This window comes from Paenibacillus sp. FSL H7-0943 (assembly GCF_037963265.1).
Taxonomy (GTDB): Bacteria; Bacillota; Bacilli; order Paenibacillales; family Paenibacillaceae; genus Paenibacillus_AQ; species Paenibacillus_AQ odorifer.
Window position 1 is genome coordinate 1111610 of the sequence record NZ_CP150148.1, and the last position, 25204, is coordinate 1136813.

Sequence of the window (25204 nt, forward strand, 5' to 3'; positions counted from 1 at the left end):
GGGTGTTAAAGGACACAGGAGTCGCTAAAAGTAACAAGTCACTCTAATTTGTGTGCTATCGGACTCCAATGCAGCTATTGGGTGGAAATTGACTGATTATGAGTCCATTTTGGGTAGATAGCGTCTTTGGAGTCCGAAAACACCACTAAATAGACGCAAATCCACGAATAACGGCGCCTGAGTCCGTAAGGATAAAGGCTGGAGAGTTCGCTGTGAATCACTGTGGATCGCTGTGGATCTCTGTAGATCCCGCAGATCCTGCAGATCCCGCAGATCCCGCAGATCCCGCAGATCCCGCAGATCCCGCAGATCCCGCAGATCCCGCAGATCCCGCAGATCCCGCAGAACCCGCAGATCCCGTAGCTCTCGCAAGGTCTGGCAAACTCTCGCATCTTAGCTATCTCTCGCTACTCTAGAATACCCTCAAACACAAAAGGAGCAAGATTCCATATTGGAATCTTGCTCCTTTTGTAACTTCAAAGGGCAGTCTCAGTATATGAGACATGCCCTTAGTCCCTAATACATTAGGTCTCAATCAGCAGCAGAATGATAGAGGATAAGGATAGGCAAACACTAATCAGGCAAAGCACGGCAACGACCTGCTTCTGGTTCAGGCCTGCCCGAAGCAGGCGGTAATGAGCCTGGGTGGCATCGGCTTGATAAATGGACTTGCCTTGGATGAAACGTTTGACTACGACAAAAATGTTGTCGAAGATCGGTACGCCCAGCGCCAGAATCGGGATGAACAGCGACAGGACGGTGGCTTGCTTGAACGCGCCGTCGAGTGCAATGACCGCAAGGATGAAGCCGAGAAAGGTTGCCCCGGCGTCGCCCATAAAGATTTTGGCGGGCGGCTTATTGTAGCGCAGATAAGCAAGCGTAACGCCAATCAGTGAAATTGCCATAATGGCAGATGAGGATTGCCCCTTTGCCAGTGCGACAACAAATAACGTAATCGCCGAAATGGCCGTCAAGGCACCAGCCAGACCGTCCATGCCATCCGAGAAATTAATAACTGTGGTTACACCGAAGATCCAGATAATCGTCAGCAGAAACGATAGAATGACAGGCAAAACGATATAATCGCCTGAGAATGGATTGTAGAATCCGGTAAAGGCGTTGCCAGAAACATAAACCAGGATCGCTGCGCTAACTTGTACAATTAACTTGGGCAGAGCTGGGAAATCTTTGCCTTTCGTTTTGTACCAATCATCCACCGTGCCTATGGTCAGCAATAGTACGCCACCTACAAATAATGCGACAGTCTCCATGGAGAAATCACGCGCGAACACCAGATAAGTGATAAAAAATCCGATGAATATGGCGTAGCTGGCCGTTAGCGGAATGGGCTCTCTATGAATTTTACGCTCAACGTCCTGCCGAGGCTTGTCCACAAAATCAAGCCGAAAAGCAAGCTTGCCGAGCGGCGGAATTAGAAAGTAGACGATAAGAAATGACATTAGAAATGATAAAACGTATAAAATGACGCTCACCACCGTTTTCTTTTTAAAATACCACAGATCGATTAAATCTACCTTAAAAAAGTAAAATTTTGTCGTGAGGGGTGTGAAGTTGACTTGCCAGCAACGCTGTAGTACCTTGTTGAGAAAAGCCTTTGGGGGATATTTATGAAATACGATGTTATTTTATTTGATGCCGACGATACGTTGTTTGATTATGGAATGGCAGAAAGTCACGCGTTGTCTAATGCCTTTCTACACTTTGGGATGCCCACAGGTGCAGCAGATTATGCTGCCAGTTATCAAGAGATTAACCACGCATTGTGGAGGGATCTAGAACAAGGAAGGATTTCATCTGCGGCGTTGCGGGTAGAGCGGTTTAATCGGTTGTTTGCTGCACATGCGCTTGAGCTTGATCCTGAAACATTCAGTGAGGCCTATCTACGTTTCTTAGGCGAAGGAACCTTTCTGATGCAGGGAGCAATCGAGCTATGCGGAGAGCTTGCAGATTGCCGCCTGGCGATTATCACGAATGGAATCAAGGATGTGCAAACTTCCAGAATCCAAGGCTCGCTGCTGAGTGATACATTTGAGCAGATCATTATCTCAGAGGAGGCAGGATGTCAGAAGCCAGAGACGGGGATTTTTGATTATGCTTTTGCCAAATTGGGGATTGAGGATAAGGAAAAAGTATTGATTGTGGGTGACTCCTTAACCTCTGATATTCAAGGCGGAATTAATTATGGGATTGATACCTGCTGGTTTAACCCGCTAGGGAAGATTAATGAGTCCGGCGTTCAGCCAAAATACGAAATCCGAAACCTGTCGGAGCTACTAGATATTGTAGGGAAAGCTACTAACCTTCAATAAAAAAATAAGGTGTGAGCGCATAAGCGGCTCACACCTTTTATTTAGTAACCTGAAGAGGTTTATTGCCGAGTATCCAGCGGCTTCAGATAAGCCTCGATTTGCTGGCGTTTCGATTCCAGAAATGGCGGCAGCGCAAGGGATTCACCTAAACTTTCCATAGGCTCATCTGTAGCAAAGCCTGGTCCGTCTGTAGCCAACTCAAAAAGGATGCCGTTAGGCTCGCGGAAATAGAGGGAACGGAAGTAGAACCGGTCGACGAAACCGGAATTAGGAAGCTGTGCCTGGCGGATGTGTTCGATCCATTGCTTCAATTCGTCTTCATTATCTACGCGGAATGCGACGTGATGTACCCCGCCACGACCCAAATGCTCTTGCTCCAGATCATTGCGTTCCTCCAGATGAACCTCAGCACCTGATCCGCCTTCACCAGTCTCGAATACGAGCACATCTGGCTGACCGGCAACTGTTGAAGGGTAGGTTCCTATACGGCGGAAGCCGAGCAACTGCTCCAGCACTACCGCTGTATGTTCTGCACTTTCTACTGTGAGATGTGCGGGTCCTAAGCCTACAATGCCATATTGGGCAGGTACTGGGCTTTTAGCCCAAGGAGTACCGCCGGCAACACCGTTATCATTTTCGTCGGATACGAGAATGAAACGTTGGCTCTCGTGATCGCGGAAGGATAAAGTCTGGCGTCCACCAAGTTCCTGTATCGTCCCATGCTCCACGTTAAGCTCTGTGAAGCGTTGCTCCCAGTAGGCAAGTGCGGCATCGCTTGGCACTCGAAGGGAGAGCACGGAGATGCTGTTATTGCCCTCACGGTTGCGGCCTGCCATCGGAAGCTCGAAAAAGGTTAATTCGGTTCCGGGATTACCCTTCTCATCTCCATAGAATAAATGGTACACTGAAATATCATCCTGATTTACTGTTTTTTTAATGAGACGCAGTCCGAGTACCTCTGTATAGAACTTAAAGTTCTCCTGTGCTTTGCCTGTAATAGCTGAGACATGGTGAAGTCCTTTTAACGTTAAACTCATGGTAGTTACCTCCTTGTGAATGCTTTGGGTTTGTGGATTATTTTAATTTATTTTTAATATATCGATAGAATCTTTGGTGAATATTATTAAGTTACTATAATTTTAAAAGTAATAAGAAACTTTTGCAAGTGGATATTAATGTTTCATGAAATTTAATTCATACATAAGGAGAGAGTATAGTGCACACAACAACAAGCTTGATGAAACAATTACAGGAGTTAGGGGTTGATCCACGGGGGACCATTCTAGTTCATTCCTCGTTAAAAAGTGTTGGCGAAGTAGAAGGAGGCGCGAACACGGTGCTGGATGCACTCAGTGAATATATGAAGGATGGGCTGCTTGTTTTGCCAACGCATACATGGGCTTATATTAATGCGGATAATCCGCGCTTCTCTGTTCAAGATTCCCCATCTTGTGTAGGGATATTACCGGAGCTGTTCAGAAAACGTCCAGGTGTTGTTCGCTCTTGGCATCCGACTCACTCTGTAGCGGCTTTGGGTGTTGATGCTGAGGCATTTACTGCAGGGGATGAACGTTGGGATACGCCATGCGCCCGTGGTTCAGTGTGGGGCAAGCTGCTTGATCGGAAGGCGGAAATTGTACTGCTGGGTGTCGATCTGCGGCGGAATACGTTCATTCACGGTATTGAAGAGTGGGTGGATATTCCGGGCAGAATGACGGATAGTCATGAGGAATTATATACGGTGACGCCGGCTGGCGATGAAATCATGGTGCCTTCTCGCAGACATTGTGGTCTCTCTTGGTCGGAGCATTTTTGGAAAGTGGAACGCGAGCTTGAGGAAGGCGGTGCCATGCGTAAGGGGAATTTCGGGGATGCGCTAGTTAGAGTGTGTGGAACAGTAGAAACGACGGATATTTTAAGCCAGATGCTAAAAGAGAATCCTGATCTTTTCTCCGATAATGAACCGCTGCATGGTGAGTCCAAACCAGATCCGCTTCCAAAGACCAGACGTGAACAACCGTAGGTGGGAGAGGCTAAACCATTTTTTCAGCACGCACAATCTGGAAGCCGCTATCAATGTATGGTATATTAATCTCACTAAAACATAGTAAGGAGATTGGAAATGGAAAAAACATTGGTCTTTGGACACAAAAATCCGGACACGGATACTATTTGTTCGGCAATTGCTTATGCAGCACTCAAAAAAGAATTAGGCTGGGATGCTGAGCCAGTTCGTCTGGGAGACGTTAGTGGTGAAACGCAATTTGCGCTTGATCATTTCGGAGTAGAGGCTCCTCGTCTGGTAGAGAACGTAGCTGGAGAAGCTAATCAGGTTATTCTTGTTGACCATAATGAACGCCAACAAAGTGCGAATGACATTGATCGAGTGCGTGTAATTGAAGTTATCGACCATCACCGGATCGCTAATTTTGAGACTGCACATCCGTTATACTACCGTGCTGAGCCAGTAGGCTGTACTGCTACTATTCTTAATAAAATGTATAAAGAAAACGGTGTAGCTATCCCTAAAGACATCGCCGGATTGATGTTGTCTGCAATCATTTCTGATTCCTTGCTGTTTAAATCTCCAACCTGCACCGCTGAAGATGTAGCTGCAGCACGCGAATTGGCTGAAATCGCTGGTGTAAATGCAGAAAGCTACGGCCTTGATATGCTGAAGGCTGGTGCTGATCTTAGCGACAAGAGTATCGCTCAACTGATCTCCTTGGATGCTAAGGAATTCAAAATGGGTGAATACAAAGTAGAAATCGCCCAAGTGAACGCGGTTGACGTTAATGATGTACTCTCCAAGCAGGCTGAACTGGAAACTGCACTGACTTCCATTATTGCTGAAAAAGAATTGGATCTGTTCCTGTTCGTAGTTACAGATATCCTCAACAACGATTCGGTGGGTCTGGCTCTGGGCCGTGTTGCAGGTGCAGTAGAACAGGCGTACAACGTGAAGCTTGATGACAATAAAGCGCTTCTTAAAGGTGTAGTATCCCGTAAATCACAAATCGTACCGGTACTTACAGAGACGATTGCTAAACTGTAAAGCATTTTGACAGTTGCGTTGTATTTTGTACAATAGAAATTATGTCTTGAGAGTAGATTGGATAAAAAGAGCTCATGCCCCATCAGTAGTTAAGATGGTGACATGAGTTCTTTTTGTTTTACGGCGTATTCTGCTACAATATTTTGGGAGGGGATCCAACAGATCCTCTTCTAATTGCATGAACTTTGAACCAGCATGAGGAATATGACAAAGGGATAGGGGATATTGGAAATGGAATTGTTTGCAGCATTGGAACGGGACGACTACGAGGAATTATTATTTTGTCAGGATAAGGCATCGGGATTAAAGGCGATCATCGCGATTCATGACACGACACTAGGACCAGCACTGGGTGGAACACGGATGTGGACCTATGCTACGGAAGAGGAAGCTATTGTTGATGCGCTTCGATTAGCAAAAGGGATGACCTATAAAAATGCAGTATCCGGCCTGAATTTGGGTGGTGGGAAAACAGTAATCATTGGAGATCCCAAGAAGGATAAAAATGAAGCCATGTTCCGTGCTTTCGGAAGATACATACAAGGTTTAAATGGACGGTACATAACTGCTGAAGATGTAGGGACTACGGAAGAGGACATGAACATTATTTATCAAGAGACAGATTATGTTACTGGCACCTCACCTACGTACGGTTCTTCGGGCAATCCGTCACCAGCAACGGCTTACGGTGTTTACCAAGGAATGAAGGCAGCCGCTAAAGCCGCCTTTGGCAGTGATTCGCTTGAAGGGAAGACAGTAGCTGTTCAAGGCGTGGGGAACGTGGCCTTTACACTGTGCAAACATCTTCATGAAGAAGGAGCACAGCTTATCGTAACGGACATCCATAAACCAGCCGTTCAACGTGCAGTAGAGGCCTATGGCGCCAAGGCTGTAGATCCAGGCGATATCATCAGTGTAGATTGTGATATTTATGCTCCTTGCGCTCTTGGAGCGACAATTAACAATGAATCCTTACGGGTAATCAAGGCGAAAGTGATTGCAGGAGCTGCTAATAATCAGCTGAAGGATTCCTCGCATGGTGATGCACTTCATGAGATGGGGATTGTATATGCTCCAGATTACGTGATTAATGCAGGTGGCGTCATTAATATTGCGGACGAGCTGAACGGCTATAATAAGGAACGTGCCTTTAAGCAGGTGGCGAAGATTTACGACAATATTACCCGCGTAATGGAAATTTCCCGTTTGAACGGAATACCTACTTATGCCGCTGCGAACCAGCTTGCAGAGGACCGGATAGCGCTATTAAGAAATAGCCGCAGCACCTTCCTGCGTAATGGTCAACATGCACTTAGCAGAAGATCGCTGCGGGGATAAGCTGTAAAAAAACTCGGCAAGCTCCATCCGATTACAACTTCGGAGGGACTGCCGAGTTTTTTATGTTCTTTTATTTCTACAAGAAACGTTTATTCTCTTTCGAGGACGGTAACGTGGTTTCTGCTTATTCCTAATTACTGAACCTTTTGCGGTTCTGGGTAAGTGACGCCGAAGGTGTCGACCGTCACCTTTTTCATGACTGGTGGCTCATCTGGACGATCAGAACCGTCACGAGGCAGGCTCACAATTCTTTTTACAGCTTCAATACCTTCAGTTACTTTACCAAAAGCGGCGTAGCTTCCATCTAGACTAGGGTAAGCTGCATCCATAATAAAGAACTGGGAACCGGCAGAGTCAGGAGCCTGTGATCTTGCCATGGATAGAACACCTTCTGTATGCAGAAGGTTATTGGTGAACCCGTTGCCAGAGAACTCTCCGGCGATACTGTAACCCGGGCCTCCCATACCTGTACCATCAGGGTCGCCGCCTTGAATCATGAAGTCAGGAATTACTCTATGGAATATAGTGTTATCATAAAATCCTTTTTGAATAAGTGAGATGAAATTGTTTACGGTGTTAGGGGCAACCTCAGGGTATAGCTCAGCTTGGATGATATCCCCGTCTTCCATTTCAATGGTTACTAAGGGATGACTTGCCGTAGCTGAAGGAACGCCTTCAGTTGGGGCTGCACCTTCCCCAGGTGCTGATCCGCTGCTTCCATTATTACTGCTTGCATTGTTATTGTTTGGTTTGTTACCGCAACCTGCCGCAATAACCATGACCAGGCATAACATGATCAGAAGAATAGCGGATTTTGTTCGTGTAGACTTCACTAAATAATCTCTCCTTTTTATTGAATAATCTCGTAGGTACTTCCCATAATACCTCCTTTGTCCTATTACATGCAAAGGTCAGTTATGACTTCTGGGATTGGCACATCTTAAAAAGAAGTTTACAATGGTAGGATGTTTCCAAAGAGAACATCGAGAAAGGATGTGCATAGGATGCTCTTTTCGTGGAAGCGGAATTTGATCGTGCTTTGGATAGGGGTTTTCTTTTGTAGTACAGCTTATTCGATCTCGATTCCCTTCCTTTCCATTTTTTTGAGCGACGAACTTGGGGTTTCAAATCATTTGGAGATTTGGTCAGGGGTTAGTTTTGGAATAACCTTTCTTGCCAGCGCTTTAATCTCTCCCTATTGGGGTTCGCTAGCCGACAAGTATGGTCGGAAACCGATGCTTATTCGCTCGGGTTTTAGTCTGGCAGCTTTATACCTTATTAATTATTTTGTACATGATCCTTATGTTTTTTTGATTGTGCGTGTGCTGCAAGGACTGCTTGCCGGTTTTGTTCCAGCAGCTATTGCAATGGTAGCCACCAATACACCTGAGCATAAGACGGGGTACGCTTTAAGTATTATGTCTACAGCCGGAGCGACAGGTAGTATTATTGGACCATTAATTGGCGGTGTAGTGAGCTATTATACCAGCAACCGGATTGCTTTTTTATTCTCAGCGGGTATTGTACTTATCTCAGCGCTCATTGCTACTTTTTTTGCAAAAGAGGAGAACTTCGACCGTTCGGCTCCAAGGTCACATGTAAGTGATGATATCAGGGAAGCGAGAAGTAACCGAGCTTTTATTACTTTGCTCTCGCTGGCGGGAATCAGTACCTTCTCCGTTATGATTCTGGAACCGTTAATCCCAATTTATCTACTGGACATGGGGATCTCCAAAAATAGTGCCTCGCTAAGCTCGGGAATCGTATTCTCCGCTGTGGGGATTGCTACGGTGCTGATGGCTCCGCAGTGGGGCAGACTCGGCAGCCGAAAAGGCTTTGGGATGATCTTATTTATTGGACTGATCGGGGGCGGCATCGGTAATATTCTGCAGTTTTTTGTTTCGGGCTATGTAGAGTTCGCTATCCTTCGCTTTGCTTACGGCCTGTTCTATGCAGGTGTGCTGCCGTCAGTGAATGCCATGATTGTACAAGTAATTGAGCCGGGATTCCGTGGACGGGCCTTTGGCCTGAATCAGGCGGCATCTCAGCTTGCGACGATGGCTGGACCGATTATCGGCGGCTTATTAGGCGCGGTGATTCCAATTCGCTGGGTGTTTGTAATCAATGGAGTGATGCTGCTGGTAGCAGCGATATTGGTTAAGACCCGCAAGCTGGAAGCACAAATCGCCGCTGCTCGTCCCGCAGAACAGCCAACAACGATGCAGGGTTAACTGCTAACTCAATGAGCATGTCGTTATTTAGAAACAACATAAAGCCGCCGGGCTCATAGCCCGGCGGCTTTATTCATATTAAGCTGCTATTCTCCCTGCGAACCGTTCAAAACGTCTGTTCCCGGCATAACATCCACTGGCGGGGAGGCAGGGTCAATAATGGAATTTGGATATACATCGTCTGCATCTGGAACATCCTCTAGCGGCTGATCTTCTTCTTCCATCTCCAAGAGTTCCTCATCCTTAGTATAATCCGTATCATCTAGGGTTAATCCTGCGGTTTCAGCGGCTAGATATGCATCGGATTCCACTAACTCATCTCTTTCGATTACATCCTTAGGTGAGTTTAAACCAATATCTGCTGCCAAGTATTTATCGCCAACCAAGACAGGATCTGCGTCATCATCAACAATATCCTCTTCATCCATATCAGCTTGTATATAACGTTCATATTCAAAGTCAGCCTCAGTTTTATTTGGTGAACTATCCATAGCCGTTCACTCCTTTTTTATGATAAAATTTGAACTTCCTATGTTTATCTTTACCCGTTTGACCATGATCGAATCGCTGATCCAATAAATGGGTATGTCTATATTAGATTAGTAAAAAATGGGTGAAAGCAAAAGCCGATGAAAAACGTTCTTTTTCGAGAAAATTTACAAGAATAGGCAGGGATAGTGCGAAGCTTGTCGAAATTAAGAAGCATATATGAACGTTTAAACAACTAATGAATTACTGAGGTGCTACGATGAAGTTGCCAAAGCCCAATATAGCGGCTGCTTTTTTATTAATTCTACTGCTGACCGCTATGGTTCCTTTTGGTACGGCGATAGTGAGTGCTGAATCATCAGACTCTACGCTGCCCAATTGGGAGATTAAATTTGAACGTATAGAAATAGATCATATTGAAGAAGCTGTGGCAGCTCTTGATGAAGAATGGACTCGTGTTATGCCTCATGGGAAAAGCCCAGAGACTCCAAGTGGAGCAACCTCAGCCTGGCTGCGGTTTACTTTACCACAAATTAGTGATAAATCTGCGTTATTCATAGATAAAGTATATGGAAATAATGTTAAGGCTTATTTAAATAACGAATTAATATATGATTCCGGAAAAGATTTTAATTTCAATGGCAGTAAGGTTTTCATTCCTCTGTCCAAAAGTGTTGGAGGACAACAGCTATATTTATGGACCCATGGTGGCAGCAAAGACTTAGGGATCCACGGCGAAATAAGAGTAGGCCAATACGATGAGCTGTTATCTGTTTATGTAAAGCAGGGCTTAATGGATCTGATCATTGGAACGACGCTTATTTTTATTGCGATTGTACTGCTGATCTGCTCGCTATTCATGAGAAAAGGCTATTTTTCAGGCGGATTTCTATTGGTGCTGATTATTTTATCCATTGGCGTCTTAGTGGTAACGTATTCATCATTCCTGCCGACAATCCTCGGCGATTATGGAGAGATCGTACTTGTTTTCTTTGATGTAGCTTTATATACGCTTTTGCCATCCTTTACATTTTATTTTGAGAAAATATTTGGTCCAGGGAAAAAGAGAATCGTTACACGATTCCGTAAGTTTCAAATTGTCTATTCTGTATTTTGTTTTTCCCTAATGGTTATTAATATTCTTCTGTCCTATCAGTTGGATGACTTTTATCGATTGATGACTACGAGTGTGCTAGGTATTCTTATGATTGTACAAATTATACTTTTGATCAGCTTAGCGTTTATACACGCGAACCGTGGCAATGTAGATGCTGTTATTTTTACTTCAGGGTTCTCAATATTTGCTTTCATGTCTCTTAGTGAACTGGTCATGTTCTATGCATCGGGGCAATCCTATCAATTATATTGGTGGAAATGGGGAATGGTGATTTTCGTAATTGCCTTAATCGTCATTCTGGGAAGAAGGTTTACTCGAAACCATGAACAGCTTATTGAATATTCCCATCAGCTTGAGAAGTTCAATAATGATTTGCAGCGCTCGGAGAAGATGGAGATTATTAGTGAGCTGGCAGCTTCGGTTGCCCATGAAGTACGGAATCCATTGCAGGTTACCCGGGGGTTTCTGCAGATTCTTGGGGAGCGTTCAGATCAAAAGGAGCGGGAATATCTGCAAATGGCAGTGACAGAACTGGATCGAGCTACGCTCATTATTACAGACTTCCTAACCTTCGCTAAACCAGGACTTGAAACCGTAGAGCAGCTTGATGTGTCCGAAGAGTTGAGGCATGTGACGGGTATTCTTTCTCCGTTAGCGAATCTGCAAGGGGGCGTCATTGAACTTAATCTGCAGCCAGGACTTTACGTTACTGGATCATCTGCCAAGTTCAAGCAAGCGTTTATCAACATACTCAAAAATAGTATTGAAGCTTTAAAGGACAATGGGCTGATTAAAGTCACAGCCTGGAAGTCTGGAAAACATATAATAATCAGTGTTCATGATAATGGGGAAGGGATGAACCGGAATGAGCTGGCTCGGTTAGGGGAACCATATTACTCCAATAAGACCAAAGGAACGGGGCTTGGACTGATGGTAACCTTTCGGATTATTGAGGCGATGGAGGGATGCACTGAGTTTCGCAGTGAGAAAGGGGAAGGGACTGAAATTATAGTAAAAATACCAGAACTTAGAAGAATTTAGAAGTAATTTATGATAATTCCGTTTTTTAGAAGGAAAGAGTGAGGGGCTGAGCGAAGTAGTACAGACAGAATATTGTTTCTGATACTTACTTCTGAGGTGCATATATGCGCTTGATGATTAAAGTCCTACATATAGCAATAGCTCTTACTCTCCTTCTGATAGGATATAGTTCAATTGTTGTATCAGCAGCGACCCCATATCCATCCCAAGAAATTACCAGTTGGCAGATGAGATGGGGCGATGGAACCGAAAACAGCGGCATAGAGGTTCCACAGAATAATGACCAGCAGTATTGGATAAATGTGAATGCTACGAAGGAAATCCCACATCTGCCATCAGGCGTATCCACTTCTTGGACTCGTATTTCCATACCTAACTTTAGTTATATCTCCCCTTCAATCTACATTGATACTTTATATGCTCTTCATGTGAAGGTGTATGTGAACGACCGTTTGATCTTCGAGGAAGATCGTAATTATATTAAGGATAACTATTCTTTGTTGTTGCCTTTGAGTCAAAGCGATAGTGGGAAAACATTATACATTTGGACTGAAACGCTGCAGGATAGAATCGGAATTAAAAATGAAGTAGTGATCGGTGAACACAACCTGTTAATCAATGATTATATTAAAAATGGACTCAGCGATGTGATTTTGGGCTGTGCTTTTTTTCTTGTGGCTATCGTTCTATTTATAAGCTCTCTCTACATTAATAGGGACTATTTTTCCAGTGTGGCTTCACTAGCCGTTGTAATAGGTTCCACCGGAATTCTCTCGATAACCTATTCTCCTTTTATTTATACCTTTTACAGCGATTTAGGCGCGATTAGTAATGTATTTCTTGATTTGGCTTTATTCTCACTTTTACCGGCGCTTACTCTTTTATTTGAAAAAATATTTGGCAGTGGAAAATATGCGATCGTCCGTCGTTTTCGTCAATTTCAAGTCATTTACTCCTCATTTTGTTTGCTATGTCTTTTGATCAATTTTCTATCGAATAATAGCTATATTGAGTTTTATTATTTTGTATCCACCACTATTATCGGGTTCATCCTCATCCTTCAGTTCATCTTGCTGATCGTATGTGTGATTATATTTTCGCTTAAAGGGAATAGGGACGCTATCATTTTTGCCATTGGCTTTGGAACGGCTGCATTTACTGTAGTGTCAGAGTTACTGTGGTATTACATTCATAAGGGGAACTATGATTTATTCTTGTGGAAGTGGGGCATTGTTGCCTTCATAATCTCCTTGATCGTAATTCTGGAGCGAAGACTAGCCTATAGCCATCAACAGGTTGTTAACTATTCTAAAGAATTAGAGCGTTTTAACAACGAATTGCAGCGTTCAGAAAAAATGGAAATTATTAGCGAGCTTGCTGCATCTGTTGCTCATGAAGTACGGAATCCACTCCAGGTAACTAGGGGTTTCCTTCAGCTGCTTAGCGAGAAATCCGTTGGTGAAGAGGAAATATTTATGTCGATGGCCCTTAGTGAGCTGGATCGTGCTTCCGGGATCATTACGGATTTCTTAACCTTCGCAAAACCGGAATTTGAGACGATTTCCAGTCTGAATTTGTATAATGAATTTAAGCATATTGAGAGTATTATGCAGCCGCTTTGTCATTTAAATGGAGGAAAAATGATTCTCGATGTATCGGGCGAATTATGGGTGAAGGGGAATTCCTCAAAGTTTAAGCAAGCCTTCATCAACATTATCAAAAATAGCATTGAATCTTTCCGTGACGAAGGGTTTATCTATATGTCGGTGTATGCGGAAGAGGAGAACGTAATCATTCATATCAAAGACAACGGGGAAGGGATGGACGCGGATGTCCTGCACCGATTGGGAGAGCCTTATTTCACTAAAAAGAATAAAGGGACAGGTCTTGGGTTAATGGTCACTTTCCGTATCATCGAAGCTATGCAAGGTAAAGTGAAATTTACAAGCAAAAAAGGAGTGGGAACCGAATCCATCACCATACTGCCATTGGCAGAAGCTCCGGATGATTCTCACTCCTTAGGGGGTTAATCTTGTTGTCTTACCACGAACCGCGTGGTGCTGCGGTTGCCTTCAATACATCGGAAGTAGGACTTGGTGGAATTACAAGATAGAATTCGTTGGAGCCTTCTTCTACGGCTTTCAAGGTAACGCTGTCGGGAATAATTACGCCTAGTGCTTCTTGGAGAGCCGCTTTTGGGTCTGAGAGTAGTCTTTTCTTGAAACTTGGATCTTCCCATGCCTTTTGAATGACTTGATTTCTAAGAATTGCTTCTGACATAATAATCACCCTTCCCAAATTGTATATATTTACCTTTAATAATATAACATAGCAAAACTACTAATACTATTCTTTTTATTACAAAATAATAGAATTAATGGACATTTTTTGACAACCAATGATATAATCCTCCGTTTAGCAAGAGCTGCTTGTCCGCTTCGATGGAATCAGAGATCTGTTGTAAGTTACTTACTAGCATGGAATGGAACGCGATAAGATGAGGGGCATCAAGGCCGGAAGCTGTAACTTTGTTATGTGTGTCGTGTGCTAATTGCGTATAGGTATGTAGACCATTTGCAGTGAATAGATAAAATTCGACCTCTTGCGAAGTGAGTTTAGCTGCACTGCTGTTTGGCAGATGTTTGCGAGTTAGGGAGAGAAGACAATTATAGTTGCCCGCGGATAAATCTTCTTTCCAGTCCTCATAGTCATCCAGCATTTGCAGTGTAAGCAAAACCGAATGGATAAGTTCTTCAGCTTGCGGCACTAAATCACTCTTTCCAGACATCAGAAGGGCAGCGGTGCTGGATAGCTTGAGCGGACTGGCTTTATAGGAGATTTTGACCCGATCATTAAGAAAATAGTCACTGGTATTTTCGTTGCTAACACTATCTGCCCACTCCATGATATAACGATTAAATAAGATCCAGAAAGCAGATGGCTCCGGAAATAGTATCCGGTAGATATTTAAAAATTCGACATAAAGCAAATTCGCCAAGGGCAATTTTTCGTATGCGGAGGATTCTTGGCTGTCCATCAGGTCATCCTGTATGAAGAAATACAACATAAAAAAGACGTTGCCCATCGACATCTGGCGAGTAACCTCTGCAGAGATTCCGCATCCCTTCTGCAGCCAAAAGGGTAAAAGATAACATATGTAGTTTTTGTGGCTTTCAGCGTTAAATACGTTAAAATGCTCAAGATAGGACATGCCTTGTTGATTTAGAGGTTCTGGAAATTCGGAAATAATCCGTCTGCTTTCTTGGAATACCAAGCGCAGCTCATCTTCGTAGTCATTTAGCCAATCCATAACAATCCTCCTATAAAATTTTTACGAAAATGGTTCTTTTGCCCTGATTATAGCTTTCTCTTTATTCCATTACAACTAAAATTTAGGAGGTATTAGCAAATATGGAATGGTATACTTTCGGCCAAATGCTTATGGCGATTCGAATGGGCCAAAAGGCGGAAACACCGGATGGCCGCATGGTTATGCGTACCTCCACAGGACTTTTTTGGATAAACGGAATCCTGCAGGGAAAAGTGGTAGAAATTAAAGACTATCTGTTCTCTGACCTATGGCGAATCTATGAGGATCAGGAAAGCCAGCAGGAGGGAATTGGCAGGGAACAACACGAGCAACGTGAGCGGGAGATGCTTGAGAATCAATATGAAGAGCTGCGTTGGGCGAACCGAAAACGTTAGTTCAACGTTCGATTACCCAACAGCAGCTATATAGTGAATCTTAATAAGAGGGATTAGGAACTTACGGATGCGGAGAGCTCTGATTTTAATGCTTCATATTGACTCCGCAGGCGTTGAAGTTTCGAGATACTTTGCTCCAAGCCGCCGAGCCGGTTGCGTTCCGTCCACAAGAGACGATATTGGTGAAGGAGTACATCAAGATCATTGATTTGCTTTGTAATCAGCGCAGGATCAAGCGAATCTGGTGCTGATGTCAACTGTAGCTTGATTCTGCCAAGCTGCACAGCATGCTTCACGAAATGGATGCCATTACTCAGTTCTTTCAACACAAGAGCAGCATCCTCGCATTGAAGATCTAGCCCCGATAGCCGCGCCTCAATGGAGAGTAGATATTCTTCGAGATGATTGAAGTGTTCCTCAGTAAGCTTCTCTATGATTAGGAAATTGTCCAGATGGGTACGCAGCAGCAGGGACATTTCTGCATCATTTGAACGGTTGATACTGGATTCAAGCTGATAGTAATTGCCGAGATCCAGGAGCAGTTGGCCAATTCCCTCAGAACGATCTGCAAAAATAAATCTATTTAAATACTGTGCAGTATCTGCTTCCAGATTATGATCTACACTCCAGGATAGGGCTGCGCCGTAGGCGAAGCCGGCATAGCTGACCGGCAGATGCTGCCAGTGTCCAAAATCTCCCCAATCCGTAATGAGATAACCGATAGCGCCGTTGTTTTTGCCATGAATAGCTGCACTGCGCAGATTGGCTAACATATTGTCTGTGCGTCCTGTAATGGAGTTCCATGAGCTGGTGCCTGGGCAGACATAAAAAGGAATACCTGCTTCACGGAATTTGAGCGTATCGGACTCGAAGGGATGCTCCGCGCTATAACCCCATTCCATAGCAATAATATCCTTAGGAAGCTGAGGAATCAGTTCGGGATGCTGGATAATGATATCGCCCCAGAATTGCATCGTTTTGCCACGTTTTGTAACCAACTCATAAATCTTTTGCAGGAATGATAAATAGAGTTGACCTTTGCCTTGAGTTTCTGCCAGAGCTTTATTTTTACCAAGACCGAGTTCATAGGTCTCATCGCAGCCTACATTAAACTGATTGGAGCTAAAGTAAGGCAGCAGATCGTCAAACATTTTGTCTAGCAGAGGTAGTACAGCAGGATCTTCGGTATCAAAAGTACCAGGGTGCATAAATAAGCCTTCTGGATAAACGTCCTGCGCATACAAATTCTTCGGAAGCATAAAGCCTTCGGGAATTTCAGCTAAAGCGTTGAATTCTGGACGAGAAAGCCAGCCCTCCATATGCCCAAAGCTATTCTGATTGGGAACAAGCTCTATATAACGTGCTTTGCAATAGGCATCCAGAAGCAAGATTTCCTCTCCGGTAATTGGGGTTTCAAGCTCCCAGACTTGAGGGAAGGATTCATAAGCGAATGGAGCACCTTCTATATATAGCTGAAGTTCATTCATCTTCAAATCAGCCATAAGATCAATGATCCGGTACAAGGTTTCTTGCTTCGGGATTTTATTGCGGCTGATATCTATGAGCAGGCCTCTGGCTCCAAAATCAGGTTCATCGCGAATATGCAGCTGAGGTATAGATTTTCCACTTTGTTCTATGATTTGTTTCAGGGTTGCTGCTGCGTAGAAGGCACCTACAGGAGAGCTATAGGAGACAACGATACCCTTCTGATCGATAACAATCTCATAGGCCTGTGCAGACAATAATGGCACATAGTTAAAGTTACAGACAGATACAACGGTTGGACGTAAGCCAATGGATAAAGTCAGCTGCAGATTCAATGCTTGTGCAATCACTTCCTGTAGTTTTCGTGCAGCTGGCATGGCAGATTGTTCTTCCATATTAGGAAGCACGATGCTTCCGCTTGTTGGGAAATGGAAGGAGCCTTGTGACAATGTGATTTTACGCGGATTAGGGAAAAGCAGTAGTGTAGAATGATTAAGCATAGCGTGGACACCTCTTATTCATGTAGAATATGATCATCTTCACAATAACCTTATCACTACTAAACAAGGGGAGGAATGCCTATAATGTCCAAGCACATGGATTATATGATCAGTCCATATCCAATAAGAATTATTGATCCGAAGGTTGAATCCTCCAAGCTGAAGCTCAAGAATATAAGGGTGGGACAGGCAGGTCATCTGCCAGGAAGAACGTTATTCCGTTCAGGTGTAGTTTTTGAGCACTGGGCCATTGTTTACATAGTGTCAGGTAGTGGCTCCTACATGGAGATTGGGGGAAAAGAGCAGCAGGTGCGTGAAGGCAGCTTATACTTTTTTCGCCCAGGTTACAGTTATAACTTTGGTCCACCACCGGGAGGCAGCTGGGATGAGTATTATATTAACTTTAATGGCACGCGTGTATCGGAATGGCTGGAATCGGGCCTCATTGCCGGGGGAAATGTTTTTCAAGCCCAATCTATAGTAGGTCTTACTACCTTATTTGAAGAAGTGCTGGAACGGATGGAGAGCGGAGAACCTGTAGATGCGGATCGGGCAGCATTATTGCTCGAAAGAATGCTGCTGGAGTGTTCTTTTATAATAGAAGAAAAAAGTTGGAATTCTCAGGCTGATTATATGCGTCAGATTCGGGAAGACCTGAACTTATGCATTTATGGTGAAATGGACCTAGAACAAATAGCGGCAAAACATCATGTTTCGATGTCTACGCTTCGTCGTCTTGTTCGGCGCAGCAGTGGATACCCGCTTCATGAATATATTCACCGTCTAAAAATGGCAGAAGCCAAAAAGTTGCTTTTCAACACCTCATTACAAATTAAGGAAATTTCTAGTATGCTTCATTATAATGATCCGTTCTATTTTTCTCGTTTATTTAAAAAATATATGGGGATCGCACCCCAGCTTTGCCGGAATAACATTTAAATCGACATCATCCTACTAGAGTCCCAACAGCAATTGTTATAATTTGTATAATTGTTGTCGTTTTATAAGATATGTTGAAAATTATGGATTAATATTACATAAATACGTTAGTTCTTATTAACTATAGTGGATAAAATTCCAAATTTTAGTGATAAAACCTACTAAAAAATAATAAATTTTTTGTAACTATTTTTCAAATGGAAGCGCAAACATGGGAAATGTCAACTTGTTATTGTGATTTTTCTCATGTATGATGCTTTTATCGAGCACAGTACAATCTTACATTTTCCAAAAAACTGGAGAATAGGGTGGTGGGATGAAAATCAAACCAACTGCAGAAGACAAACTGATTGCGTATTACAGGTATTTTTCATTGTCCCTCACATCACTCATGTATCTTTTAGATCAGACGGGACCTTCCATAATTTATAAATCACTTATTATTGCTATACTTGTTATGTTTGCACAAACGTTCTCATTTTGTTATCGAAGGCTACGCAGCAGGCCGAAGACTCTCGTCCTGGCTGTTAGTATAGAGATGGTGGGAATTATCGCATTGACCTTGTTTACGGGGGGGTACGAAAGCTCTTTTAGGCTTTATGTGCTAAATCCTGTATTGATTGCTGCAGGCTCATTGTCCATTTATTTTGGATGGTCGTTGCTCTTAAGCTACATCAGTATTTTTGCGGTGCTTTGTTATTTTTTTATCAATTCTGCGAACAGAAATTTTCTGGAAATTGTATTTATAAATGGGAATCTGTTTCTAACACTGGTACTTACGGTTATAATAATGCAGATCGTTAATCGGATGAAGCGGCAACGTGAAGAATCGAATGCTCGCACGAAAGAGACGATGGAGCATATCAAATCCCTGTACCATATCGTGGAAACCTCAAGCCAACATGATTTCATGAATATCGGTCAAGTGATCACCGATTATGTTGTTAAGCTAACGAAGCTGGATAAGGCTTTGTTTTGGTTCGCCAAGAAAAGTGGAGAACCAGCTCCGCAGAGCAGGCAGACCGGCTGGCAGCAGGAAGAGGAACAGTTCCTATTCTCAGAACTGGGAAAACATGAGCATGAATGGAGATTGCAGCGAGAGCCTATTTTTAGAAATCTGCCGGGATTAGGAGATTTCCTGCTGATGCCTGTACGGATGAGCACCCGTTTTGTAGGGATGATTGGACTCAAGCTGGAGTCTACAGAGGGGCTGGAAGGCCGCAGATGGTATATTCAACAATTGATATTCTTATCTGAGCTAAGTGCGAATATTCTTGAAAGACATGAGCTTGGTGTGATCGAGAACCGGTTGATCATCACGAACGAACAGAACCGGATTGCGGATGAAATGCACGACAGTGTATCGCAGAGCCTTTTTGGTATTGTGTATGCGACGCATTCGCTGAAGGAATCGTGGAAGAGAATGTCAGATCATGAGCTAGAAGAACAAATTGAGCTTATTCATGATTCTGCTACAAAGGTTGCTAAAGAACTGCGGATCACGATCTACAGTCTTAGCTCCAAGAAGAGTGGCGGTCCTACTTGGTTGGGCATGGTAAGATCACATTTGAAGAGCTTATCCAGGTTAAATGATGTTGATATTGATTTAAAAATAACGGGCGATGATTTCAGTCTCCCTTATCCTTACCACAAAGCGCTTTTTCGGATTATCTCCGAAGCCACTGGTAATGCCATCAGGCATGGTGCTGCTAGTCGAGTGGATGTAGAACTGTCTCTGAAGCCGACTTGGATTCGATTATTGATTTGTGATAATGGTGTTGGTTTTGATACTGATTTGTTATGGATTGAATCTGAAGATAGTGTAAGCGGACTTGGCATGAAGAATATGCAATATTTGACCCAGTCGCTCGGCGGCGACTTTCAGTTGTCCAGTAATGAGAACACAGGAACAAGAATTATGATTTCGATTCCTGTCGGTGTAGCTGAATTAAAGAATGCATAAACTTTAGGCGGGAGGTCGTTTCTGTGAAAATCGTCATTGTAGATGATCATCCTTTAGTTAGAAGAGGACTGGCATCTGTCATTTCAATGCAGCCGAATGTGCAGTTTGCAGGTGAGGCAACGAATGGCCAAGAAGCGCTTCTTGTGATTGAGGAGACGCAGCCTGATCTTGTATTGATTGATCTCAAGCTAGCAGATGAATCGGGATTGGATGTCATCAAGACAGCACGTGCTCGTGGTATCGTTAGTAAGTTCATTTTGTTGACGTCATCTGCGAGCAGAGAGGATTTCCTGAAGGCTGAAGAAGTACTGGTAGATGGATATGTACTGAAAGAGGCGTTGCCTGAGGAGTTACTGTTTGCTATCCAATTGGTGCACAAGGGAAGAAAGTATTACGATCCTGGTCTGATGGAAGATAAAATGCGCATGAGTGGAAGCAGCCCAACGGATGAATTGACACCCAAAGAAAAGGAAGTCCTGATCGAGCTAGGGCAGGGCGCATGCAACAGAGAAATTGCTTCACGTCTTTTCATTAGCGAATTTACGGTGAAAAAGCATGTCAGTCAGATTTTAGCAAAATTACAGGTGGCTGATCGTACACAGGCAGCGCTTTATGCAAATGCTGTCGGATTAACCAAATATGAAATGTCATACGAGTGAAAATTGAAATAATTCGTAAGCATTGTACATGAACACGGACAGGTTGTCCGTGTTTTTTTGTGCGTTAAAACTTAAATCAGCCCTATATATGGCACTAAAGTATACCTAATCCCCCTCTTAAGAGGTATAACGTCTTACTCCAAAGTGAAGAGGAAAGTGATGGTATGAGCCATGTGGCGAATGGTGTGGATTGATAGAATTAAAGCAACAACTGAAACTTTCATGAATGCTTTCAGAATGTAATTTTAGCGGAAGGAGGGTTACTGTGGAAAAGACGATTCTGGATTACATTAACCTGATTAAAAAAAGGTTTTGGCTCATCATGGTGTTCGTTTTGATCTCCTGTGCTACGACTTACTATGTTAGCAAAAACTTCGTTGAACCCGTCTATTCCGCTTCCGGACAGCTGCTTGTCAACAACATTGCCAAAGCTCCCGAGAGCAACAATCTTAACGATTTGAGCTTTAGCCTGAATTTAATTGAGAGTTACAAGGAAATTATGAAATCACCAACCATCATGAAAAGCGTAATAGAAAATCACCCGGAGTTTGGTCTCACGGCCGATGAATTAAGTCAGAAGCTTGAGATTAAAACTTCAGAGAAGAGTCAGGTGATCAACCTCAATGTTCAGGATGAAAGCTACACCAAAGCTGCCGGGATCGTAAATGCGGTATCGCAGACATTCATTCGTGAATTGCCGTCGCTGATGAGGGTAGACAATGTTACCTTGCTGACACCGGCCGATCCGACTGATGTTCCAGGGCCCTCGAACGGCGGGTTTGCGATGAATCTCATCATTAGCTTTGTTGTATCCCTTATGGCTGCCTTAGGAATTATTTTGCTGATGGAAACACTTAACGGCACATTAAGGTCTGAAAAGGAAGCGGAATATGACCTTGGTCTACCGGTAATTGCTTCGATCGCAACCATTCGTAAACGTGATTTGGGTAAGGCGGCAGGCGACACCAGAGTGAAGGAGGGTGCTTATGTTGCGGCTAAATAAGAGTCTGGTTACAGACGTTAATCCATCCTCGCATATCTCCGAATCGTTCCGATCACTGCGCACATATATACGTCAGCTTGAACTAGCGCAGGGCGGCGGAGGAAAAGTGCTGCTCTTTACATCAGCAGAAGCTGGGGCAGGCAAGACGACAATCTTGTCGAATCTCGCGGTTTCTTTCGTCCAGGACGGCAAGAAGGTAGCGGTGGTTGACTGCAATCTGAGACATCCCGGTCTTCATACCGTGTTTGAAGTAGAGGGGAGTGACGGGCTTGCGGCTTATTTAAGTGGGCAAGAGGAAGCAGATAACATCGCAGTCCTCGGAAACTTAGCCAATCTTTCAGTCATCCCGGCAGGAAAAACTCATGTTAGTCCGCCGGATTTGCTGGGGAACCCCAAAATGACCGCTTTGCTTGAGGAACTAAAAGAAAACTACGATCTGATCCTGCTGGATTCTCCTTCGGCAGTCGATTTCAGTGATGCTCGTATATTGGCACCTCAAGCGGACGGCGTGATTCTGGTGGCCAGATACGGAAAGTCCAAACGGGAATCGATTCGCAAAGCGAAGACGCTGCTTGAACAGACCGGCTCTAATCTAATCGGAATTGCCATGAACCAGGCGAAGTAAATGTTTATGCTTTCGAAGTAAGTTTTGCTCGAAGTCAAATCATTGAAGCTAATGCTCACAAAACTTAAGTTTATGCTTTCGAAGTGAGTTTTGTACGAAGTCAAATCATTGAAGCTAATGCTCACAAAACTTTTAGGAGGTAAAGTGCGATGAAAAAGGTAAAAAAAGTAATCATACCCGCGGCAGGACTAGGTACGCGCTTTCTTCCTGCAACGAAAGCCATGCCTAAAGAAATGCTTCCGATTATCAATAAACCAACCATTCAATACATTGTTGAGGAGGCTATTGCTTCCGGTATTGAAGATATCATCATTGTTACTGGTAAAGGTAAAAGAGCCATTGAGGATCATTTTGACAATGCGTTTGAGCTCGAGTCTAGGCTTCTGGAAGATGGAAAGCTGGATCTGCTTAAAGAGGTTCAACGTTCAGCTAAGGTAGAAATTCACTATATCCGCCAGAAAGAACCGAAGGGTCTGGGGCATGCCGTATGGTGTGCAAGACGGTTTATCGGAGATGAGCCATTCGGTGTCATGTTAGGCGATGATATCGTCACAGGAGCCGTACCTTGCCTTAAGCAGCTGATCGATCAATATGAAGAAACACAAAACTCGGTTATCGGAGTTCAAGAGATTCCTGATGAATTCACGAATCGTTACGGTATTATTGAACCGGATTTACAGGACGGTAAATTGTATCGGGTTAACAATTTTGTAGAGAAGCCGCCACTAGGTACGGCACCTTCCAATCTTGCGATCATGGGCCGGTATGTGTTTACGCCGAAGATCTTTAAGTATCTTGATTTGATGGAAGAAGGCGCTGGCGGAGAGATCCAATTGACAGATGCCATTCAGAAGTTGAATCAGAGCGAACGGGTATATGCCTATAATTTTGACGGAACAAGATATGATGTCGGCGAGCGGCTTGGATATATTTTGACAACACTTGAATTTGCACTGCAAAGCGAAGATTTGCGCTATCCGGTGATGGATGCAATGGCGGAATGGCTGAATAAAATGGGACAAACCAGCTTGAGTAGTTAAGTTGAGTTCGCAAAATTTTAGATGAGGAGGATGAGCATGCAAAAACTGCCGGAAGACTACGAGGCGGTCCTGCCGAAACTTTACATGCTGCATACCGATGAGAGAAGGAAAGAAGCAGAGTCCTATTTGATAATGAAACGGATGATCGATATCTTTTTTTCCGCTCTTGGTCTTCTCGTGTTAATGCCATTATTTGTTGTCGTGGCGATTCTGATCAAGCTGGAGGATCCGAAAGGAAAGGTGTTCTTTCGGCAAAACCGGGTTGGGAAGAATGAAAAGCAATTCCCGATGTATAAGTTCAGATCCATGGTCAGTAACGCTGAGGAGTTAAAAGAAAACTTGATGGCCTATAACGAAGTGAGCGGTGCCATGTTCAAGATTAAGAACGATCCGCGGATCACACAAATAGGGAGATTCCTGCGCAAGACGAGCATCGATGAGCTACCTCAGCTGTGGAATGTGCTGATAGGTCAAATGAGTCTGGTCGGTCCTCGTCCTCCGCTGCCAGAAGAGGTGGCTCAGTATACGGATTATGACAAACAGCGTTTGACGGTTACTCCAGGTTGTACCGGATATTGGCAAGTAAATGCCCGAAACAGTGTCGGCTTCGACGAAATGGTACAGCTGGACTTAACCTACATCCATATTCGGAGCACCATGCTGGATCTAAAAATCATTGCTAAAACCGGACTGATGTTACTCGGTTCAAAAGATGCTTATTAATAATGTGGAAATTAGGTGAATGCCGATGCGTGAATACGGAGACGTTCCTAAGCTTTCCATTATCATCTGTACCTACAACAGAGCACCTTTATTGATCAAGACGCTTCAGTCACTTTTAAAGCTGGATCACTTAGAGCAGGCGGAGATCATTGTTGTGGATAATTGTTCCAAGGATGATACTGAAGCTTGCGTCAAAAAGTTTATAGGAAAGCATGGAGCTGATGTGGATATCCGCTACATGATGGAGCCGATGCAGGGGCTTTCAGCGGCTAGAAATACAGGAATTCTGGCTTCCAAATCGCCGCTGATTGCCTTTCTCGATGATGATGCCATACCTTGCCAGCGTTGGATAACAACGATTGTCAGTACTTTCGAGAGTAAACCGGAGGTCATGGCTATGGGAGGCAAAATCGCTCCGATATTTGAAAGTAAACGTCCGGACTGGTTGATTAAACCCTTTGAGCTTCCGTACACGATTGTTGATTTAGGTAGCCGGATTAAGGAATATCCCAAGCAACTTCATCCTTGTGGGGCCAATATGGCGATGCGGAAGCTCGTATTCGACATCAGTCTTTTTCCCCTAGATCTCGGAAGAAAGGGTGATTCTCTGCTCTCTGGTGAAGAGACCTGGTTATTCGGACAGATTCAAAAAGAAGGGCATTCCATCCTCTACCATCCGGAAATGGCGGTTGACCATTTCGTTCCGGCGGCCCGTTTGACGGAAGACTGGATTATGAGGCGCTATTATAGCCAAGGTATCTCTAACGCTATGAAAAGCGAAGGACTAAAAGGCAAGCTGCTTCTAGTGGGAAAGACAGCCGCTAAGCTCGTGTATATCCTGGCTGATTCTATCCTCTCAAGAAGTAAAGGAAGAAGGCTTTTGAACAAATGCAGGCTGGAGAGTATTCGTGGAACGCTTCATATGATTCTCAATCGGGAGAGGCATTCCGCAGCGGGGTGA

Annotated in this window: 24 protein-coding genes; 16 read left to right on the plus strand and 8 right to left on the minus strand. The window is 43.9% G+C overall.

The genetic code is table 11. The features are described 5' to 3' along the window. Nucleotides 1-96: 96 nt before the first annotated feature. Nucleotides 97-372: a hypothetical protein gene (locus tag NSQ55_RS04780; protein ID WP_339171628.1), complete on the minus strand. Its 276-nt coding sequence runs from the start codon at nt 370-372 to the stop codon at nt 97-99. 152 nt (nt 373-524) lie between these two features. After that, the gene (locus tag NSQ55_RS04785; RefSeq protein WP_076129282.1) at nt 525-1460 is read right to left on the minus strand and encodes an MraY family glycosyltransferase; all 936 of its coding nucleotides are present in this window, start codon (nt 1458-1460) and stop codon (nt 525-527) included. Nucleotides 1461-1628: 168 nt separating this feature from the next. On the opposite strand from NSQ55_RS04785, the gene NSQ55_RS04790 reads away from it, so the two are divergent. Continuing rightward, nucleotides 1629-2330, plus strand: a complete 702-nt coding sequence (locus NSQ55_RS04790) for a YjjG family noncanonical pyrimidine nucleotidase (RefSeq protein ID WP_076194170.1) — start codon at nt 1629-1631, stop codon at nt 2328-2330. Between the two features lie 59 nt (nt 2331-2389). Here NSQ55_RS04790 and NSQ55_RS04795 read toward each other — a convergent pair whose 3' ends face one another. Further along, on the minus strand, nt 2390-3367 hold the full coding sequence (locus NSQ55_RS04795; protein ID WP_339171632.1) for a ring-cleaving dioxygenase: 978 nt from the start codon (nt 3365-3367) through the stop codon (nt 2390-2392). A 179-nt stretch (nt 3368-3546) separates the two neighbouring features. Between NSQ55_RS04795 and NSQ55_RS04800 the strand changes: the two genes are divergently transcribed. From NSQ55_RS04800 to NSQ55_RS04810, 3 genes are all read left to right on the plus strand, one after another. After that, a complete protein-coding gene (locus tag NSQ55_RS04800; RefSeq protein ID WP_339171634.1) occupies nt 3547-4353 on the plus strand; it encodes an AAC(3) family N-acetyltransferase in 807 nt (268 codons plus the stop codon). 99 nt (nt 4354-4452) lie between these two features. After that, nucleotides 4453-5385: a manganese-dependent inorganic pyrophosphatase gene (locus NSQ55_RS04805; protein ID WP_076129278.1), complete on the plus strand. Its 933-nt coding sequence runs from the start codon at nt 4453-4455 to the stop codon at nt 5383-5385. 231 nt (nt 5386-5616) lie between these two features. Further along, complete coding sequence (locus tag NSQ55_RS04810) at nt 5617-6723, plus strand: Glu/Leu/Phe/Val dehydrogenase (RefSeq protein ID WP_248547923.1); 1107 nt, start codon at nt 5617-5619, stop codon at nt 6721-6723. A gap of 134 nt (nt 6724-6857) precedes the next feature. Here the strand turns inward: NSQ55_RS04810 and NSQ55_RS04815 are convergent, their stop codons facing one another. Then, nucleotides 6858-7517, minus strand: a complete 660-nt coding sequence (locus NSQ55_RS04815; protein WP_051491160.1) for a peptidylprolyl isomerase — start codon at nt 7515-7517, stop codon at nt 6858-6860. A gap of 210 nt (nt 7518-7727) precedes the next feature. Here NSQ55_RS04815 and NSQ55_RS04820 point away from each other — a divergent pair, with 210 nt between their 5' ends. Further along, entirely contained in the window at nt 7728-8954 is a 1227-nt protein-coding gene (locus NSQ55_RS04820) for an MFS transporter (RefSeq protein ID WP_076137142.1), read from the plus strand. Nucleotides 8955-9040: 86 nt separating this feature from the next. Here the strand turns inward: NSQ55_RS04820 and NSQ55_RS04825 are convergent, their stop codons facing one another. Beyond that, nucleotides 9041-9445: a hypothetical protein gene (locus tag NSQ55_RS04825; RefSeq protein WP_051490926.1), complete on the minus strand. Its 405-nt coding sequence runs from the start codon at nt 9443-9445 to the stop codon at nt 9041-9043. A gap of 257 nt (nt 9446-9702) precedes the next feature. On the opposite strand from NSQ55_RS04825, the gene NSQ55_RS04830 reads away from it, so the two are divergent. Both NSQ55_RS04830 and NSQ55_RS04835 read left to right on the plus strand, forming a co-directional pair. Beyond that, the gene (locus NSQ55_RS04830) at nt 9703-11601 is read left to right on the plus strand and encodes a sensor histidine kinase (RefSeq protein WP_076147144.1); all 1899 of its coding nucleotides are present in this window, start codon (nt 9703-9705) and stop codon (nt 11599-11601) included. A 113-nt stretch (nt 11602-11714) separates the two neighbouring features. Continuing rightward, entirely contained in the window at nt 11715-13631 is a 1917-nt protein-coding gene (locus NSQ55_RS04835; protein WP_256717070.1) for a sensor histidine kinase, read from the plus strand. 10 nt (nt 13632-13641) lie between these two features. Here the strand turns inward: NSQ55_RS04835 and NSQ55_RS04840 are convergent, their stop codons facing one another. Together NSQ55_RS04840 and NSQ55_RS04845 are read right to left on the minus strand one after the other, a co-directional pair. After that, nucleotides 13642-13881, minus strand: a complete 240-nt coding sequence (locus NSQ55_RS04840; RefSeq protein WP_170914256.1) for an NHLP leader peptide family RiPP precursor — start codon at nt 13879-13881, stop codon at nt 13642-13644. Between the two features lie 94 nt (nt 13882-13975). Continuing rightward, nucleotides 13976-14911 carry a hypothetical protein gene (locus NSQ55_RS04845; RefSeq protein WP_339171644.1) on the minus strand — a complete coding sequence of 312 codons (936 nt, stop codon included), beginning with the start codon at nt 14909-14911 and terminating at the stop codon, nt 13976-13978. A 101-nt stretch (nt 14912-15012) separates the two neighbouring features. On the opposite strand from NSQ55_RS04845, the gene NSQ55_RS04850 reads away from it, so the two are divergent. Then, nucleotides 15013-15306, plus strand: a complete 294-nt coding sequence (locus NSQ55_RS04850; RefSeq protein ID WP_076129272.1) for a hypothetical protein — start codon at nt 15013-15015, stop codon at nt 15304-15306. A 53-nt stretch (nt 15307-15359) separates the two neighbouring features. Here NSQ55_RS04850 and NSQ55_RS04855 read toward each other — a convergent pair whose 3' ends face one another. Continuing rightward, complete coding sequence (locus NSQ55_RS04855; protein ID WP_339171647.1) at nt 15360-17291, minus strand: glycoside hydrolase family 20 zincin-like fold domain-containing protein; 1932 nt, start codon at nt 17289-17291, stop codon at nt 15360-15362. Nucleotides 17292-17375: 84 nt separating this feature from the next. Between NSQ55_RS04855 and NSQ55_RS04860 the strand changes: the two genes are divergently transcribed. From NSQ55_RS04860 to NSQ55_RS04895, 8 genes are all read left to right on the plus strand, one after another. Further along, nucleotides 17376-18230, plus strand: a complete 855-nt coding sequence (locus tag NSQ55_RS04860; RefSeq protein WP_038568894.1) for a helix-turn-helix domain-containing protein — start codon at nt 17376-17378, stop codon at nt 18228-18230. A 316-nt stretch (nt 18231-18546) separates the two neighbouring features. After that, nucleotides 18547-20193, plus strand: coding sequence for an ATP-binding protein (locus tag NSQ55_RS04865; protein ID WP_339171651.1), 1647 nt, complete (start codon nt 18547-18549; stop codon nt 20191-20193). Nucleotides 20194-20216: 23 nt separating this feature from the next. After that, nucleotides 20217-20852: a response regulator transcription factor gene (locus NSQ55_RS04870; RefSeq protein WP_036676623.1), complete on the plus strand. Its 636-nt coding sequence runs from the start codon at nt 20217-20219 to the stop codon at nt 20850-20852. Nucleotides 20853-21117: 265 nt separating this feature from the next. After that, the gene (locus NSQ55_RS04875; protein WP_076129269.1) at nt 21118-21855 is read left to right on the plus strand and encodes a Wzz/FepE/Etk N-terminal domain-containing protein; all 738 of its coding nucleotides are present in this window, start codon (nt 21118-21120) and stop codon (nt 21853-21855) included. After that, entirely contained in the window at nt 21839-22480 is a 642-nt protein-coding gene (locus NSQ55_RS04880) for a CpsD/CapB family tyrosine-protein kinase (RefSeq protein WP_076129268.1), read from the plus strand. The genes NSQ55_RS04875 and NSQ55_RS04880 overlap by 17 nt, the downstream gene beginning before the upstream one ends. Nucleotides 22481-22629: 149 nt before the next feature. Continuing rightward, entirely contained in the window at nt 22630-23520 is an 891-nt protein-coding gene (galU, locus tag NSQ55_RS04885; RefSeq protein ID WP_042185171.1) for a UTP--glucose-1-phosphate uridylyltransferase GalU, read from the plus strand. Between the two features lie 30 nt (nt 23521-23550). Further along, nucleotides 23551-24243: a sugar transferase gene (locus NSQ55_RS04890; RefSeq protein ID WP_076129267.1), complete on the plus strand. Its 693-nt coding sequence runs from the start codon at nt 23551-23553 to the stop codon at nt 24241-24243. Between the two features lie 25 nt (nt 24244-24268). Next, the gene (locus NSQ55_RS04895; protein WP_036676610.1) at nt 24269-25204 is read left to right on the plus strand and encodes a glycosyltransferase; all 936 of its coding nucleotides are present in this window, start codon (nt 24269-24271) and stop codon (nt 25202-25204) included.

Coding starts and splice junctions, on each gene's coding strand:
- NSQ55_RS04815 (WP_051491160.1), bottom strand. CDS start 7,517: ATGTTATGCCTGGTCATGGTTATTGCGGCAGGTTGCGGTAACAAACCA.
- NSQ55_RS04790 (WP_076194170.1), top strand. CDS start 1,629: ATGAAATACGATGTTATTTTATTTGATGCCGACGATACGTTGTTTGAT.
- NSQ55_RS04820 (WP_076137142.1), top strand. CDS start 7,728: ATGCTCTTTTCGTGGAAGCGGAATTTGATCGTGCTTTGGATAGGGGTT.
- NSQ55_RS04830 (WP_076147144.1), top strand. CDS start 9,703: ATGAAGTTGCCAAAGCCCAATATAGCGGCTGCTTTTTTATTAATTCTA.
- NSQ55_RS04840 (WP_170914256.1), bottom strand. CDS start 13,881: ATGTCAGAAGCAATTCTTAGAAATCAAGTCATTCAAAAGGCATGGGAA.
- NSQ55_RS04825 (WP_051490926.1), bottom strand. CDS start 9,445: ATGGATAGTTCACCAAATAAAACTGAGGCTGACTTTGAATATGAACGT.
- NSQ55_RS04865 (WP_339171651.1), top strand. CDS start 18,547: ATGAAAATCAAACCAACTGCAGAAGACAAACTGATTGCGTATTACAGG.
- galU (WP_042185171.1), top strand. CDS start 22,630: ATGAAAAAGGTAAAAAAAGTAATCATACCCGCGGCAGGACTAGGTACG.
- NSQ55_RS04805 (WP_076129278.1), top strand. CDS start 4,453: ATGGAAAAAACATTGGTCTTTGGACACAAAAATCCGGACACGGATACT.
- NSQ55_RS04835 (WP_256717070.1), top strand. CDS start 11,715: ATGATTAAAGTCCTACATATAGCAATAGCTCTTACTCTCCTTCTGATA.
- NSQ55_RS04895 (WP_036676610.1), top strand. CDS start 24,269: ATGCGTGAATACGGAGACGTTCCTAAGCTTTCCATTATCATCTGTACC.
- NSQ55_RS04860 (WP_038568894.1), top strand. CDS start 17,376: ATGTCCAAGCACATGGATTATATGATCAGTCCATATCCAATAAGAATT.
- NSQ55_RS04845 (WP_339171644.1), bottom strand. CDS start 14,911: ATGGATTGGCTAAATGACTACGAAGATGAGCTGCGCTTGGTATTCCAA.
- NSQ55_RS04795 (WP_339171632.1), bottom strand. CDS start 3,367: ATGAGTTTAACGTTAAAAGGACTTCACCATGTCTCAGCTATTACAGGC.
- NSQ55_RS04855 (WP_339171647.1), bottom strand. CDS start 17,291: ATGCTTAATCATTCTACACTACTGCTTTTCCCTAATCCGCGTAAAATC.
- NSQ55_RS04850 (WP_076129272.1), top strand. CDS start 15,013: ATGGAATGGTATACTTTCGGCCAAATGCTTATGGCGATTCGAATGGGC.
- NSQ55_RS04880 (WP_076129268.1), top strand. CDS start 21,839: ATGTTGCGGCTAAATAAGAGTCTGGTTACAGACGTTAATCCATCCTCG.
- NSQ55_RS04785 (WP_076129282.1), bottom strand. CDS start 1,460: ATGTCATTTCTTATCGTCTACTTTCTAATTCCGCCGCTCGGCAAGCTT.
- NSQ55_RS04810 (WP_248547923.1), top strand. CDS start 5,617: ATGGAATTGTTTGCAGCATTGGAACGGGACGACTACGAGGAATTATTA.
- NSQ55_RS04890 (WP_076129267.1), top strand. CDS start 23,551: ATGAGCATGCAAAAACTGCCGGAAGACTACGAGGCGGTCCTGCCGAAA.